This window comes from Parasphingopyxis marina (genome assembly GCF_014237875.1).
Classification (GTDB): domain Bacteria; phylum Pseudomonadota; class Alphaproteobacteria; order Sphingomonadales; family Sphingomonadaceae; genus Parasphingopyxis; species Parasphingopyxis marina.
On sequence record NZ_JACJVJ010000002.1, the window covers coordinates 50,535 to 64,649 of the forward strand.

The 14,115-nt window shown below is 62.8% G+C and carries 15 protein-coding genes; 6 read left to right on the top strand and 9 right to left on the bottom strand.

The window, feature by feature from the left end; all coding sequences use genetic code 11:
• The 3 genes from dnaG to H6P80_RS08990 form a co-directional block, all read right to left on the bottom strand.
• Positions 1-1,824 (bottom strand): DNA primase, encoded by a 1,824-nt coding sequence (gene dnaG / locus H6P80_RS08980; RefSeq protein WP_185801069.1) that lies wholly within the window; start codon positions 1,822-1,824, stop codon positions 1-3.
• A gap of 105 nt (positions 1,825-1,929) precedes the next feature.
• A complete protein-coding gene (locus H6P80_RS08985) occupies positions 1,930-2,637 on the bottom strand; it encodes a hypothetical protein (protein ID WP_185801070.1) in 708 nt (235 codons plus the stop codon).
• 69 nt (positions 2,638-2,706) lie between these two features.
• Positions 2,707-3,162: a GatB/YqeY domain-containing protein gene (locus tag H6P80_RS08990; RefSeq protein WP_185801071.1), complete on the bottom strand. Its 456-nt coding sequence runs from the start codon at positions 3,160-3,162 to the stop codon at positions 2,707-2,709.
• Positions 3,163-3,325: 163 nt separating this feature from the next.
• Between H6P80_RS08990 and carA the strand changes: the two genes are divergently transcribed.
• The 4 genes from carA (at position 3,326) to H6P80_RS09010 (ending at position 9,412) form a co-directional block, all read left to right on the top strand.
• Positions 3,326-4,492 (top strand): glutamine-hydrolyzing carbamoyl-phosphate synthase small subunit, encoded by a 1,167-nt coding sequence (gene carA, locus H6P80_RS08995; RefSeq protein ID WP_185801072.1) that lies wholly within the window; start codon positions 3,326-3,328, stop codon positions 4,490-4,492.
• Positions 4,493-4,803: 311 nt separating this feature from the next.
• Entirely contained in the window at positions 4,804-8,208 is a 3,405-nt protein-coding gene (carB, locus tag H6P80_RS09000; protein ID WP_185801073.1) for a carbamoyl-phosphate synthase large subunit, read from the top strand.
• A 78-nt stretch (positions 8,209-8,286) separates the two neighbouring features.
• On the top strand, positions 8,287-8,766 hold the full coding sequence (gene greA, locus H6P80_RS09005; RefSeq protein WP_185801074.1) for a transcription elongation factor GreA: 480 nt from the start codon (positions 8,287-8,289) through the stop codon (positions 8,764-8,766).
• 22 nt (positions 8,767-8,788) lie between these two features.
• Positions 8,789-9,412, top strand: coding sequence for a rhomboid family intramembrane serine protease (locus H6P80_RS09010; RefSeq protein ID WP_185801075.1), 624 nt, complete (start codon positions 8,789-8,791; stop codon positions 9,410-9,412).
• 7 nt (positions 9,413-9,419) lie between these two features.
• On the opposite strand, the gene H6P80_RS09015 is transcribed toward H6P80_RS09010, so the two are convergent.
• The 6 genes from H6P80_RS09015 to H6P80_RS09040 form a co-directional block, all read right to left on the bottom strand.
• The gene (locus H6P80_RS09015; protein WP_185801076.1) at positions 9,420-9,656 is read right to left on the bottom strand and encodes a DUF4170 domain-containing protein; all 237 of its coding nucleotides are present in this window, start codon (positions 9,654-9,656) and stop codon (positions 9,420-9,422) included.
• Positions 9,657-9,738: 82 nt separating this feature from the next.
• Positions 9,739-10,338, bottom strand: a complete 600-nt coding sequence (locus tag H6P80_RS09020; protein WP_185801077.1) for an MlaC/ttg2D family ABC transporter substrate-binding protein — start codon at positions 10,336-10,338, stop codon at positions 9,739-9,741.
• 88 nt (positions 10,339-10,426) lie between these two features.
• Complete coding sequence (locus tag H6P80_RS09025) at positions 10,427-10,897, bottom strand: DUF883 family protein (protein WP_185801078.1); 471 nt, start codon at positions 10,895-10,897, stop codon at positions 10,427-10,429.
• A 2-nt stretch (positions 10,898-10,899) separates the two neighbouring features.
• The gene (locus H6P80_RS09030; protein ID WP_185801079.1) at positions 10,900-11,286 is read right to left on the bottom strand and encodes a hypothetical protein; all 387 of its coding nucleotides are present in this window, start codon (positions 11,284-11,286) and stop codon (positions 10,900-10,902) included.
• On the bottom strand, positions 11,283-11,711 hold the full coding sequence (locus H6P80_RS09035; protein WP_185801080.1) for a phage holin family protein: 429 nt from the start codon (positions 11,709-11,711) through the stop codon (positions 11,283-11,285). The genes H6P80_RS09030 and H6P80_RS09035 overlap by 4 nt, the downstream gene beginning before the upstream one ends.
• Positions 11,708-12,166 carry a hypothetical protein gene (locus H6P80_RS09040; protein ID WP_185801081.1) on the bottom strand — a complete coding sequence of 153 codons (459 nt, stop codon included), beginning with the start codon at positions 12,164-12,166 and terminating at the stop codon, positions 11,708-11,710. The genes H6P80_RS09035 and H6P80_RS09040 overlap by 4 nt, the downstream gene beginning before the upstream one ends.
• 159 nt (positions 12,167-12,325) lie before the next feature.
• On the opposite strand from H6P80_RS09040, the gene eno reads away from it, so the two are divergent.
• Together eno and H6P80_RS09050 are read left to right on the top strand one after the other, a co-directional pair.
• Positions 12,326-13,600 (top strand): phosphopyruvate hydratase, encoded by a 1,275-nt coding sequence (gene eno, locus H6P80_RS09045; protein ID WP_185801082.1) that lies wholly within the window; start codon positions 12,326-12,328, stop codon positions 13,598-13,600.
• A gap of 105 nt (positions 13,601-13,705) precedes the next feature.
• Positions 13,706-14,038 (top strand): FtsB family cell division protein, encoded by a 333-nt coding sequence (locus H6P80_RS09050; RefSeq protein ID WP_185801083.1) that lies wholly within the window; start codon positions 13,706-13,708, stop codon positions 14,036-14,038.
• Positions 14,039-14,115 lie beyond the last annotated feature (77 nt).

A 14,115-nucleotide genomic window follows, 5' to 3' on the forward strand; every position in this document is an offset into this window, starting at 1 on the left:
CTAAGCTGCGGCTTCCCCTAGCAATTCCAATTCATCGTGCAAGCGTTGCTTTTCCGCCATCAGCTGACGCCGCCGTTCCGATTCCCTGTTCCAGACGCCTTCGAAATCGTCCGAATCCGCCGCGTGTTCGAGCGCGGCACGGACGCTTTCGAGATTGGCCTCGAGCTCCTGGCTGCGGGCGATCGTGTCGATCGCGGCCTCCAGATCCCTGATCGCGACCTCCGGGTCCGACCGGCGATAAAAGAAAGAAAAGCCAAGATCGCGCCACAAATGGCGGTTCTCCGCCACTTCTATGTCCGCATCTGCCAATATGGTTTCGATCATGTCAGCATCAAGGTCCGGCCGCTCGAAAGCCGCGGCAACGAGCAGGTCACGCCATTTGGCGAGCAGGCTCTCGTCGACGCTGAGCGACTGGATTTGGTCGGCGCGGGTCTTCACGACCACCGGATAGCGCGACAGACCGAGCAGGATCGCCCGAATATAAAGATCGAGGCCCTGCAGTCGATCGCGACCGGATGTCGCCGCAATCGCGCCGCGGACGAATTCGACTTCCTTCTTTTTCCAGCCATAGGCCTGCCAGAAACGATCGCGAAATTCGCGACCGAACTCGTCGCGCATCGCCGGATCGCCGATCCCCTGGGCGATGTCGGCCAGCCGTTTCTTGAGCTTGGCGCGCGCTGTCGGGCTGCGCGCGTCGATTTGCGTGGATTCGTAATTCCACAGAAATGCGTCAAGGCTGAGCGGGTTTGCGAATTGCCGTTTGAGATCGGCGGTGCCCCCGGCCTTGATCACATCGTCCGGATCCTGCCCCGGCGGCAGCGAGACGAAGGCGAGCGTGCGTTCGGGCTTGATTGCCGGCAGCGCGCGCTCGACGGCGCGCATCGCGGCTTTCTGGCCGGCGGCATCGCCGTCGAAGCAGAGGATCGGCGCTTCGTCGACGCGCCAGAGCATGGTCAGCTGTTCTTCGGTGAGCGCGGTGCCGAGCGGGGCGACGGCCTCGGGGAAGCCGGCCTGGTGGAGCGCGATCACGTCCATCTGGCCCTCGACGACGATAATCCGTTTGGCGTCGCGCGACGCCGGCGAGGCTAGGTCGAAATTGTAGATCGTCCGTCCCTTGTCAAAGAGCGGCGTATCGGGCGAATTCAGATATTTGGGTTTCCCATCGCCGATGATCCGCCCGCTGAACGCGATCACCCGGCCGCGCTGGTCGCGGATCGGGAACATCAGGCGGGACCGGAACCGGTCATAGGGGGAGCGGCCCCGATCCTCTGGAATGGCGATCAGGCCCGCCTCGATCAGCTTGTCGCGCCCGAATTCCTTCAGCGCCTCTTCCAGCTTGCCGCGCGCATCCGGCGCAAAGCCGAGGCCGAATGCCTTTTGCGTGGCCGCATCGAGGCCGCGCTGCTCCAGATAGGCGCGCGCTTCCGCGCCGGCCGGTCCATGGAGTTGCTCCACATACCAGTCCGCCGCAGCGGTCATGACGTCACGAAGGGTTGAAGACCGTTCCTGGCGTTCGCGGGCTTGCGGATCGGGCGCGGGCATTTGCATGCCGGCGGCTTCCGCCAGCTCTTTCACCGCATCCATGAAGGGAAGGCCGCGCGTCTCCGTGACGTAGCTTATGGCATCGCCATGCGCGCCGCAGCCGAAGCAGTGATAGAAGCCCTTTTCGTCGTTGACCGTGAAGGAGGGCGTCTTTTCCTTGTGGAAGGGGCAGCAGGCCTTCCATTCGCGGCCGGCTTTCTGGAGCTTGGTATGCCGCCCGATGACACCGGACAGCGTCGTCCGCATGCGCAGCTCGTCAAGGAAAGCAGGGGAAAGGGACATAACCCTATTATAACGCCGAATAGCGCCAAAAGCGGCGATTTTCAATCCATCTGCGGGGATAAGTGACATTTGTATCGCCGGACCCGGTCCGGGGGCGGGCAAAGCCTATTCGCACACCGCCGCGATAGCCCCGCCCTCGCTCGGCATCGGGCCCATACCCGTCGCTTCCGCGCCGTCGGCAGTGAATCGATATTCGCCGGTCGGGCCGCTCGGTGGCTGGGTCGATTGCCAGAAAAAGGTGATCGTTTCACCCGTTCCCCATTCCGATTCCTCCGGGATCGTCCAGACGATTCGATTATCGACGCAGCTGATCGTGGCGGTAAAGCCGTCGGCAAGCACCGATTCCGCGTCATATACCGAATAGCCGGCGACACCGGTAAAGCCATAAGCGGGGAAGGTGAGCGCGAAACTCGTCGCGCGTTCCACCGGACGCAGCTCTTCCGGCATTTCGAACGGCGGATCGTTGGGGCCGTCGAAGCCGGGCCGCACTTCGTAGATATAAGTGTAGATCGTGCCTTCGGGAGCGGTGCCCGGATCGCATGGGTCCAAGTCTCCCGGGCACTGGACGCGGCTGGCGATATCGCCCAGCGCGACCCCGGCGGCGACCAGCGACGCTTCGACTTCCGGGCCGAGCGGGCCCTGGATAATGCCGCCCAGTTCCAACGCCGCGAAATCGGTCGGCGCGATCATGTCTCGGGATTCGGCGAGCGTGGCGTCTTCAACCGGATCGGCCGGCGCATCGGCCGGCGACTGGCAAGCGGCCAGGGGGAGGATCAGCGCAAGGGAAAGCGGTAAAAAGGCGGCAAAGCGCATGAACATTCCTGAATCGTGGGGAAGCAGACGACAAATGTCGGTACCCGAACGCCTCGCGTCAACCCGGGGTCAGCCCGCGAGCTTCGCCTTCACCATGCCGCTCGCCAGCCCCATGTCCATTTCCCCGGCATGCTTCGCTTTCAGTTGGCCCATGACTTTTCCCATGTCCTGAACACCTTGCGCGCCCGTATCGGCGATGATCGCGTCGATGGCGGCGGCCATTTCCGCCTCGTCCATCATCGCGGGAAGGAATTCCTCTATTACCGTAACTTCGGCCTTTTCCGCGTCGGCGAGCTCCTGGCGGCCGCCGGTCTCGTACATCGCAATCGATTCGCGGCGCTGCTTGACCATCTTCTGCAGCACCTCGCTCACCATCGCGTCGTCGTCCTTGGCGCCGCTCTCGGTGCGCAATTCGATATCGCGATCCTTGATCTTTGAAAGAATAAGGCGGACGGCGGCGAGCTTGTCCTTGTCCCCGGCCTTCATCGCGGCGACCTGGGCGGCCTTGATATCGTCGCGGATCATCTGCTTTTTCCTTGTCTGTTGCGCTGCCAGCGGCGCGGGCATTTGGGCGGAAAACCCTAGCTGGGGATAAAGCGAAAGAACAGGCATTGACCCGGCGGGGCGGGCTGCCTAGCTGACAACCGTTTGCGCGCCCGGCAAACTTTATAGAGCAAGGTAACATCCCATGGCTGACGCCAAACCCGCCCACACGCCCGAAGGAGCGACGGGCGTATTGGTTCTGGCGGACGGGACATGCGTCTGGGGCAGGGGCTTCGGCGCGGAAGGCGATGCGACCGGCGAGGTCTGCTTCAACACATCGATGACCGGCTATCAGGAGATCATGACCGATCCCTCCTATGCCGGACAGATCATCACCTTCACCTTTCCCCATATCGGCAATGTCGGCGCGAACCCCGAGGATATCGAGGCGACCAACGCCCATGCGCTCGGCTGTATCGTGCGCGAGGATGTGACAGACCCGTCCAATTTCCGCTCCACCCAGCGCTTCGATCAATGGCTTGCGGCGAACGGCCGGATCGGGCTGGCCGGTGTCGATACGCGCGCGCTGACCCGGATGATCCGCGCGAAAGGCGCGCCCAACGGCGTGATCGCGCACAGCAAGACGGGCGAATTCGATATCGCGGCGCTGGCGAAGAAGGCGTCGGAGTGGCCGGGGCTGGTGGGCATGGACCTCGCCAAGGACGTCACGACCGCGCAGCTATATGATTGGCGCGACGGCCTCTGGCAGCTCGGGCAGGGCTATGCGCTGGGCGAGGGCGACGATGCTGCCCGCCCGCATGTTGTCGCAATCGACTATGGCGCAAAGCGCAATATCCTGCGCAATCTCGTCGCCGCCGGTGCGCGGGTGACGGTGCTGCCGGGTACCGCTTCAACCGAAGACGTGATGCACCACGATGCCGACGGCTATTTCCTCGCCAACGGCCCTGGCGATCCCGCGGCGACCGGCGATTATGCGGTGCCCGTGATCCGGGCGATGCTCGATACCGGCAAGCCGCTCTTCGGCATCTGTCTCGGCCACCAGATGCTCGGCCTCGCCATGGGCGCGAAGACGATCAAGATGCACCAGGGCCATCGCGGCGCGAACCATCCGGTGAAACGCCTCGCCGACGGCCGCGTCGAGATCACCAGCATGAACCACGGCTTCGCGGTCGATATCGACAGCCTGCCCGACGGCGTGAAGGCGACGCATGTCAGCCTGTTCGACGGCTCGCTCTGCGGGCTGGAGCTGGAGGACTATCCGGCGTTCAGCGTGCAATATCATCCCGAGGCGAGCCCGGGGCCGCAGGACAGCACCTATCTGTTCGGGAAGTTCGTGGATCGGCTCAGATGATGTTCAAGCGCACGGGCATCTCTTTCGGCCTTCTTATCGGGTTTTCGTCGATCATCGGATGTTCGGGTTCCGCGCGAGCCGAACAAGGCGGAAATTCCATGCATGCCAAATTGGACCGCATTTCGGCTGACTGCGGCACGCCCACCGAGTGGTTGATCGTTCGGGAGGGGGGAGCTGTTGAGGTAAGGCCGTCCCCAGATGGCACTTACGAAGAGGTAGACTGTGTGTTGGCTGGATTGCGCGACGCACAAATTTACAATTTGGGTTTCGTCGGGAACGAGGCGCCGCCCGCTGACGGAATAGAACGATAAATGCCCAAACGTACCGACATCTCCTCCATCCTCATCATCGGCGCGGGCCCGATCATCATCGGCCAGGCGTGCGAGTTCGATTATTCGGGGACGCAGGCCGTGAAGGCGTTGAAGGAGGAGGGCTATCGCATCGTCCTCGTCAATTCGAACCCGGCGACGATCATGACCGATCCCGACCTCGCCGACGCGACCTATGTCGAGCCGATCACGCCCGAGATCGTCGCCAAGATCATCGCCAAGGAGCGCGCCGAACGGCCCGACGACAAGCTTGTCGTGCTGCCGACGATGGGCGGGCAGACGGCGCTCAATACGGCGCTGGCGCTGGACGCCGACGGCACGCTGGAAAAATACGGCGTCGAGTTGATCGGCGCGGATGCCGATGCCATCGACAAGGCCGAGGATCGCGAGCGCTTTATCGCGGCGATGGAGCGGATCGGACTGGAAAGCCCGCGCTCGGCCATCGCCGCCGCGCCGCCGATCAAGGACGATGCCGGCAAGATCACCGGCTATGATCGCGCCCAGGGCTTTGCCAATGCCGTGCAGCTGATGGACGATATCGGGCTGCCCGCGATCATCCGCCCGGCCTTTACCCTGGGCGGCACCGGCGGCGGCGTTGCCTATAACCGTGAGGAATTTGAATATTATGCCCGCACCGGCATCGATGCTTCGCCGGTTGCGCAGATCCTGATCGACGAAAGCCTGCTCGGCTGGAAAGAATATGAGATGGAGGTCGTTCGCGACAAGAACGACAATGCCATCATCATCTGCAGCATCGAGAATATAGACCCGATGGGTGTGCATACCGGCGACAGCATCACCGTCGCGCCCGCGCTGACGCTGACGGACAAGGAATTCCAGATCATGCGCAACGCGAGTATCGCGGTGCTGCGCGAGATCGGGGTGGAGACCGGCGGATCGAACGTCCAGTTTGCGGTGAACCCGGAAGACGGCCGGCTGGTGGTGATCGAGATGAACCCGCGGGTCTCGCGCTCCTCGGCGCTGGCCTCCAAGGCGACGGGCTTTCCCATCGCCAAGGTCGCTGCGAAACTGGCGGTCGGCTACACGCTCGACGAGATCGACAACGATATCACCGGCGTCACGCCGGCGAGCTTCGAGCCGACCATCGACTATGTCGTGACGAAAATCCCGCGCTTCGCTTTCGAGAAGTTCAAGGGCGCCGAAGCGGTGCTGGGCACGGCGATGAAATCGGTCGGCGAGGTCATGGCGATCGGCCGCAACTTCCACGAGAGTTTGCAAAAGGCATTGCGCGGGCTCGAGACGGGACTTGTCGGGCTCAACTGGGTCGATGAGCTTCATGACGCGCCGCGCGCGCGGATCGAGGCAGCGCTTTCCGAGGTTTCGCCCGAAAGGCTGTTGGTGATCGCCCAGGCCCTGCGCGAGGGTTTCAGCGTCGAGGATGTTCACGCGATCACCAAATATGATCCCTGGTTCCTGGAAAGGCTGGCCGAGATCGTCGCTGCGGAGCGCGAGGTGATCGACAATGGCCTGCCCAACGATGCCGTGGGGCTGCGCAAGCTGAAGGCCATGGGCTTTTCGGACAATCGGCTGGCGCGCCTTGCCCTGGCTTCCGTCCATGTTGCCGACGGCATGGAAAAGGCCGCTTACAGCCCCGGCCTGATCGGCGAGGCGATGCAGGCGATGGCCGGCGCGGTGACCGAGACGCAGGTCCGCGAACTGCGCCACAAGCTCGGCGTGCGCCCGGTCTTCAAGCGGATCGACACATGCGCGGCCGAGTTCGAGGCGAAGACACCCTATATGTATTCGACCTATGAAGCACCCGTCTTCGGTGAGCCCGAATGCGAGGCGATGCCGAGCGACCGGAAAAAGGTCGTGATCCTGGGCGGCGGACCGAACCGGATCGGGCAGGGGATCGAGTTCGACTATTGCTGCTGCCACGCCTGTTTCGCGCTGGAAGAGCAGGGCTACGAAACTATCATGATCAACTGCAACCCGGAAACGGTGTCGACCGATTACGACACCTCGGATCGCCTCTATTTCGAGCCGCTGACCGCCGAGGATGTGCTCGAGATTCTTGCCGTCGAGCAATCGAAGGGCGAGCTTGTCGGTGTGATCGTCCAGTTTGGCGGCCAGACGCCGCTGAAGCTGGCGCAGGCGCTCGAGGATGCGGGCATCCCGATCCTCGGCACATCGCCCGACGCCATCGATCTGGCCGAGGATCGGGAGCGCTTCGCGGCGCTTGTCTCGAAGCTCGGCCTCAAGCAGCCCGATAATGGCATTGCGCGCTCCAAGGAGGAGGCGCTCGCCGTCGCCCGGCGGATCGGATACCCGGTGCTGATGCGCCCGAGCTATGTGCTGGGCGGTCGGGCGATGGAGATTGTCGACAGCGACGCCCAGCTCGAGGATTATATCGAAACCGCCGTGCAGGTGTCGGGTGACAGCCCGGTACTGATCGATCAGTATCTGCGCGACGCTATTGAAGTGGATGTTGACGCGATTGCCGACGGCACCGATGTCGTGGTGGCCGGGGTGCTCCAGCATATCGAGGAAGCCGGCGTTCATTCGGGCGACAGCGCCTGCACCTTGCCGCCCTACAGCCTGCCGCCGGAGATCATCGCCGAGATCGAAAGGCAGACCGATGCGCTGGCCCGCGCCCTCAGCGTGCGCGGCCTGATGAACGTCCAGTTCGCGATCAAGAATGGCGAGGTCTATCTGATCGAGGTCAATCCGCGCGCCAGCCGCACCGTGCCTTTCGTCGCCAAGGCGATCGGCCATCCGGTAGCGAAGATTGCCGCGCGGGTGATGGCGGGCGAGATGCTGGCCGACCTGCCCGTGATAGACCGCGCGATTGATCATATCGCCGTGAAGGAAGCGGTTTTCCCCTTTGCGCGCTTCCAGGGCACCGATCCGGTGCTGAGCCCCGAGATGAAATCGACGGGCGAGGTGATGGGCATCGACAATGATTTCGCGATCGCCTTTGCCAAGTCCCAGCTTGCGGGGGGAGTGACCCTGCCCACCGGCGGCAAGGTCTTCATTTCGGTCAAGCAGGGCGACAAGGATCATATCCTCGAACCCGCCAAGGCCCTTGCCAGCTATGGCTTCGCGATCGTCGCGACCGGCGGCACCGCGGATTTCCTGATCGAAAACGGCGTTGCGGCGGAGCGCATCAACAAGGTCGCGCAGGGCAGGCCGCATATCGTCGACGCCATTGTCGATGGCGATATCGCCCTAATTTTCAATACGACCGAGGGTTGGCAATCGCTCAAGGACAGCGCTTCCATCCGGAAATCGGCGGTTTCCAGCCGGATTCCCTATTTCACGACGGCTGCCGCCAGCGCGGCCGCGGTCAGGGCGATCGGTGCCTTGAGGACAACAGAACTTGAAGTGAAGCCGCTTCAGGCTTATTATCCGGTCGCCGATCGCTGATCCCGACAATTTGTGCGGAAAAAGCAGGCGGACCCGAAAGGACCGCCGCACGGCAATGTTTTGACGAAAGGTAGGGCAATGGCGACTATCGAAAAAATGCCGATGCTTCTGGAAGGCTATGACTGGCTGCGCACGGAAGTGAAGCGCCTGAAGGAAATCGAACGCCCCGCGGTGATCGACGCGATCGAGGAAGCGCGCGCCCATGGCGATCTTTCCGAGAACGCCGAATATCATGCGGCGAAAGAGCGGCAGGGCCAGATCGAGGCGCAGATCGGCGATTATGAAGACCGGCTGACGCGTGCCCAGGTGATCGACCCGAAAGAGCTTTCGGGCGACAAGGTCGTGTTCGGCGCGACCGTCCACCTGCTCGACGAGGACGACAAGAAGATCAAATACCAGATCGTCGGCGAGATCGAGGCGGACGCCAAATCGGGCAAGATCTCCTACAGTTCGCCGCTGGCGCGGGCGCTTATCGGCCGCAACAAGGGCGACGAGATCGAGTTCACCGTGCCCGCCGGCGACAAATATTATCTGATCGAGAAGATCGAGTTCGTCTAGGCGCGGGCGAGGAGGGTCTTTCATGAACTGGCAGACGCGCCTCGCCCATTCATCGCCGACCGAACGGATCATCGGCGTCACCATCCTGTGCTGGGCGGTGATCGCCTTGTTCCGCCTGCAGCTATGGGCCTTCGGTTTTGGCGGTTTCGTGCCGCTGCGGTTCGACGGGCTGGACGTCCCGGGCGCGCTGCCTGCCGTGCTGACGCCGCTGTCGGCGACCTTGCTTCATGCGGATTTCCTGCATGTCGCCTTCAACATGCTGCTGATGTTCGTTTGCGGCAGGGGAGTCGAAAAACTGATCGGCGGCACCGGGCTTTTCGCGCTCTATATCGTCGGCGCCTATGTCGCGGCGGCCGGGCATTATCTTTTCAACATGGATAGCGCCGCGCCGATGATCGGGGCGAGCGGCGCGGTATCGGCCGTAATCGGCGCCTATGCTCTGCTCTATTCGAAGCCGCGCAACGGCGTCGGCGGCTGGCAGCATGTCGCTTCGCTGGCGGGGGCGTGGATTTTCATCCAGTTGCTGATCGCATTGACGACGCTGGGATCGCCGGCACCGGTCGCCATCATGGCGCATATTTTCGGGTTTATCGCGGGCCTCGCGCTGGCGCGGCCGCTGTTGCTCTGGCGTTATCGCAACGCCTAGTTAGAGGCTATTTCCTGGCGCGTCTGATCTGTTCCGGTTCCAGAAGCCGGTGCAGGTGGACGACGACATATTTCATCTCCGCATCGTCTACCGTCTGCTGCGCCCTTGCGCGCCAGGCCTCTTCGGCTTCCTCGTAATTGGGAAAGATGCCAACAAGATCCATCGAATCGAAATCGTTGAAATCAAGGGTTTGCGGGTCGGAAACGCGTCCGCCGAACACGAGGTGGAGATTGTTGTCGCTCATGGCGCGCGCCTTAATCGAAAGGCGCGGCCAATGCCAGCCACTTCCTACGCGCTGCTTGCGAAAATGCCCCGGAATGCGCGTGTCAGGCGCCCCGCGATTCCATGAAGGCAACGAGCTGATCGAACCCGCGGCGCTGGATATAGGCGTCGAAATCCTGCCGCTGGTTAAGCGTCAGGTTAATATTGGCGACGCGCATATTGTACACCTGATAGCGGCTGCCCGAACGCGTCAGATACCAGATCGCCGAAACCGGGCGCGAGCCGGGATTGGTGATCCGCGTCTGGACGAGATAGCTGCTACCCTGCTGGCGGGCGTTGATCACCTCGACATTGGCGCGCGAATAGCTGGAAAGCCGGTCGGCATAGGTGCCAAGGATGAAGCCCGGCAGCGCGCGGCGATAGGCCGAATATTGGGCCGGCGTGATCTGGTTGCGCCAGCGGCCGAGCAGCTGGTCTCCGATCGCCTCGACCGCAAAATGCTGGCCGAGCAGCGAACGGAACTGACCGCGGCGCTGGGCTTCGCTGCCGGACCGCAAAACGGCGAGTCCGTCGGAAGCCAATGTTTCGACAAAGGCCGAAGGATTGGATTGGCTGACAGCCGCGGAGGCCGGCGTAACGAGAGCCGGGGCGGCGATGCCTGCGGAAAGCATGGCACCCAAAGCGAGCTTGGAAATACGCAACATTTTTTACCTCAATATCCTGCTATTACAGCGTGTTAACTGTATAGCGGAAGGCGGATGAACGGCAATTGAACTGACCGCAAACGCCGCGCTATTCGTCGCCACGCGCTTTCTTCGCAGCGGCGGAACCGGCTTCGCTGGCGGCAATCTTGGCCTCGTCGATCACTTTTTTGGCCGTGTCGCGGGCGGTATCTTTCACGAAGCCGAGGCCGTCGATCTTCTCTTCCCCGACCGCGCGGGCCGCCTTGGCCGCTTCTCGGGCGCGATCGGTGATCTGGTGGCCGTAAGGGCCGAGCAATTCGGTTTCCCGGCGGGTGCGCGGCAGCAAGGCGCCGATCAGCATCCCGATGCCGAGCCCGCCGACCAGCGCGGCGAGCGGATTGCCGTCGACGGTTTCCGCCGTCACGCGGCGCGCATCGGAGGCGCGCTCACGGGCGCTGGCATAATATTCGCTCGTTCGCGCTGCGGCGCTCTCATAAGCTTCTTCGGCCTTGGCGCGCGTTGCGCGATAGGATTCGCGAACCGTGTCGCCGGCTTTTTTTGCGCTGTCCTTAACACTCATCGTCATACCTCCTCGGATATCTGCTTGGGCGTCGGATCGGGCCGCGGCCGGACGCCTTTCGGTTTCTTGGCTGCCTGGGCGCGTGTTTCCGCGCGCTTTTCCCGGTGGCTGCGAAGGGTTTTCGTGACTGCCTTTGCGATCGGCCTGCGGAACAGCAAAAGCCCGATGGCGGTTCCGGCGGCAATCAGGGTTCCGGGGCGTTTGCGCACCGCATTGCCCATCTGCGCCGCCGCCCGGGCGGCATGTTCCTTCACCTGTTCGAACGCCTCATCGGCAATGTTGGCGGGCGTGGCGCGCGCCTGTGCGGTTTCGACGGAATCGAACCAGCGGGATCGCGCCAGGCGTTCCTCGATCTTCGCATCGGCCAGGCGTTGTTCGGCGGTCTTCATGCGTCGACTTTCTCCACTGCCGGCGCGCCGGTCGTCAGCTCGTCGGGAACGGGATCCTCGGGAAGCCAGGGCAGGTCGTCATTGTCGAGCAATTGATCGTCGAGATCGGGAAAGCGGCGAACGGCCGCATAACCGAGCCCAACGGCGATGGCGAGGCCGCCGCCGCCGACGATGATGCCAGCGAGAAATGGTCCGGTATATTGCGCTAGGCTGACGACCAGCGCCAGCATCAGCGCCACGCAGGCGGCTGCGGCGATCAGCACGGCGCTGAGCATCAGCAGGGCCGACATCCGGGCCTGCGAAATGCGATAGAAGATCAGCGCGCGGTAAAGCTTCAGGCGCGCCCGGGCGAACCGCTCGCCGTCCTCGAACAGGCGGGCGAGCAATTCGCCATAGGCAATGTCCTCGCGCCCGTTATCGCTCATGCCTCGTCCCGATCTCCAAGCCCCGATTTGACGAGGCGGGCGATCGCGAAGCCGGCAACCGCGGCAATGCCGATTGCGACGACCGGGCTCTTGCGGACGAGCGCCTTGGCGTCATCCAGCAAATCGTCGACATCCTTGGCTTCGATCTTTTCGGCAAAGCTCGAAATCGCGCCGGCGGCCCAGCGTGCATATTCGCCATAATCTTCGCCGAGGCGCTGGTCGACCGATTGCGCGGCGTCGTCCATCGCAGCCGAGATTTCCCGGATCGTGCCCGTGGCCTTCTCCTTGCCGTCGCGCGCATAGTCTCGGGCCTTGCCCGTAGCCTGCGATTTCAGGGTCACGGCTTCTTCCTTGATCCGAGCCTTGGCCTTGGCGACCGTGCCGCCTTCCTCTTCCTCGAGCGTGTCGATCACGCTGTCGGTGCCTTCGGGCAGTTTTTCTGTCTTTGCAGCCATCATTCTAACTCCGTAACGAATTGCCACTTCATCATAAATAAGCGTGTGAAAGGCAATTGAGTTCCGCCTGTCGGGTCTTTCCTACAGCATTTGCTTCGCGCGCGCAGCAAGGATAGAGCCAAAAGGTAAATCCGGCATTTCCTGTAAGAAAGGTTTTCGATGACTGCCATCGCCGACATTCGCGCCCGTGAGATACTCGACAGCCGCGGCAACCCGACCGTCGAGGTCGATGTCGCCCTGGAGGACGGCAGCTTCGGCCGCGCCGCCGTGCCCTCGGGCGCATCGACCGGCGCCTATGAAGCGAACGAGAAGCGCGATGGCGACAAGGACCGTTATCTCGGCAAGGGCGTGCTGCAGGCATGCGAGGCTGTGAACGGGGTCATTTCCGATACGCTTCGCGGCGCCGATGCCGAGGAACAGGTGGCGATCGACCGGGCGATGATCGATCTGGACGGGACGCCCACCAAGGCCAATCTCGGTGCCAACGCGATCCTCGGCGTCAGCCTTGCCGTCGCGAAGGCGGCGGCCGAAGCGCGCGGCCTGCCGCTTTATCGCTATGTCGGCGGTACCTCAGCGAGCGTGCTGCCGGTGCCGATGATGAACATCGTCAACGGCGGCGAACATGCCGACAATCCGATCGACATCCAGGAATTCATGGTGATGCCGGTCGGTGCCGAAAGCGTCGCCGAGGCCGTGCGCTGGGGCTCGGAGATATTCCACACGCTGAAAAAGGAACTGAGCGCCGCCGGCCATTCGACATCGGTTGGCGATGAGGGCGGCTTCGCGCCCAATATCGGTTCGACCACCGAAGCGCTGGATTTCATTCTTGCCGCGGTCGAGAAGGCCGGATACGCGCCCGGCGACAATGTCATGCTCGCGCTCGACTGCGCGGCGACCGAATTCTTCAAGGACGGAAAATATGTCATGGCGGGCGAGGGGACGACGCTCTCCCCGGTCGAGATGGCCGATTATCTCGCGGACCTCGCCGGCAGATATCCGATCCTGTCGATCGAGGACGGGATGGCCGAGGACGATTTCGAGGGCTGGAAGGCGCTGACCGACAAGATCGGCGATACCGTCCAGCTCGTCGGTGACGATCTCTTCGTGACCAACTCCGAACGCCTTGCCATGGGCATCGAAAAGGGGCTGGCCAACTCGCTGCTCGTCAAGGTCAACCAGATCGGCACGCTGACCGAGACGCTGGAAGCCGTCGATATGGCGCACCGCGCGAATTATACCGCCGTCATGTCGCACCGCTCGGGCGAAACCGAGGATGCGACGATCGCCGATCTGGCGGTTGCCACCAATTGCGGCCAGATAAAAACCGGCAGCCTCGCCCGCTCGGACCGGCTCGCCAAATACAACCAGCTGATCCGCATCGAGGAGGAGCTTGGGGATAGCGCGCATTATGCAGGCCGCGGAATTCTGCGGTAGCGGAAAGTTATCCCCGGGACTCATCTTATCCACAGCCTGATTCGGTTCGTCGCAAAGTGATGAATCGCGCTTGAATCCACGAGTCGGCTGTGATTCAAGGGCGCAATGACGCTGACCAGCCCGCGATCCTTTGCCCATTTGCTCCGTTCGGCCGCCGCTCCGGCGCTGGCGGTGCTCGTGATCGCGAATTTCGCAGGCTATGCGCTGCTCGGCCCGAACGGCCTGTTCGCCTGGGGCGACTATGCGCGGATGCGCGAACAGCGCCAGGTCGAACTCGTCCAGCTGGTCGACGAACGCGCGCGGCTCGCCAACCGGGTCGAACTGCTCGATCCCGGCAGCGTCGATCCGGACTTTGCCGACGAACTGGTTCGCCGCAACACCGGTGAAATTCGCGAAGACGAGCATCTCATCCTGCTCGATCCGCCCGCTCGCCCGTAACCCGGCCCATAACTATCCCGAATTCGCGATAGGAAATGCTGGAAAACCGCGCTTCTTGATTGCGGAATCGGCAACGC

What these genes read in the sequence shown, in the direction of transcription:
- dnaG (WP_185801069.1), bottom strand. Translation starts at nt 1,824, where the DNA reads ATGTCCCTTTCCCCTGCTTTCCTTGACGAGCTGCGCATGCGGACGACG.
- H6P80_RS09040 (WP_185801081.1), bottom strand. Translation starts at nt 12,166, where the DNA reads ATGGCTGCAAAGACAGAAAAACTGCCCGAAGGCACCGACAGCGTGATC.
- H6P80_RS09030 (WP_185801079.1), bottom strand. Translation starts at nt 11,286, where the DNA reads ATGAAGACCGCCGAACAACGCCTGGCCGATGCGAAGATCGAGGAACGC.
- H6P80_RS08985 (WP_185801070.1), bottom strand. Translation starts at nt 2,637, where the DNA reads ATGCGCTTTGCCGCCTTTTTACCGCTTTCCCTTGCGCTGATCCTCCCC.
- H6P80_RS09050 (WP_185801083.1), top strand. Translation starts at nt 13,706, where the DNA reads ATGACGCTGACCAGCCCGCGATCCTTTGCCCATTTGCTCCGTTCGGCC.
- H6P80_RS09015 (WP_185801076.1), bottom strand. Translation starts at nt 9,656, where the DNA reads ATGAGCGACAACAATCTCCACCTCGTGTTCGGCGGACGCGTTTCCGAC.
- carB (WP_185801073.1), top strand. Translation starts at nt 4,804, where the DNA reads ATGCCCAAACGTACCGACATCTCCTCCATCCTCATCATCGGCGCGGGC.
- H6P80_RS09010 (WP_185801075.1), top strand. Translation starts at nt 8,789, where the DNA reads ATGAACTGGCAGACGCGCCTCGCCCATTCATCGCCGACCGAACGGATC.
- H6P80_RS09025 (WP_185801078.1), bottom strand. Translation starts at nt 10,897, where the DNA reads ATGAGTGTTAAGGACAGCGCAAAAAAAGCCGGCGACACGGTTCGCGAA.
- carA (WP_185801072.1), top strand. Translation starts at nt 3,326, where the DNA reads ATGGCTGACGCCAAACCCGCCCACACGCCCGAAGGAGCGACGGGCGTA.
- H6P80_RS09020 (WP_185801077.1), bottom strand. Translation starts at nt 10,338, where the DNA reads ATGTTGCGTATTTCCAAGCTCGCTTTGGGTGCCATGCTTTCCGCAGGC.
- eno (WP_185801082.1), top strand. Translation starts at nt 12,326, where the DNA reads ATGACTGCCATCGCCGACATTCGCGCCCGTGAGATACTCGACAGCCGC.
- H6P80_RS09035 (WP_185801080.1), bottom strand. Translation starts at nt 11,711, where the DNA reads ATGAGCGATAACGGGCGCGAGGACATTGCCTATGGCGAATTGCTCGCC.
- greA (WP_185801074.1), top strand. Translation starts at nt 8,287, where the DNA reads ATGGCGACTATCGAAAAAATGCCGATGCTTCTGGAAGGCTATGACTGG.
- H6P80_RS08990 (WP_185801071.1), bottom strand. Translation starts at nt 3,162, where the DNA reads ATGATCCGCGACGATATCAAGGCCGCCCAGGTCGCCGCGATGAAGGCC.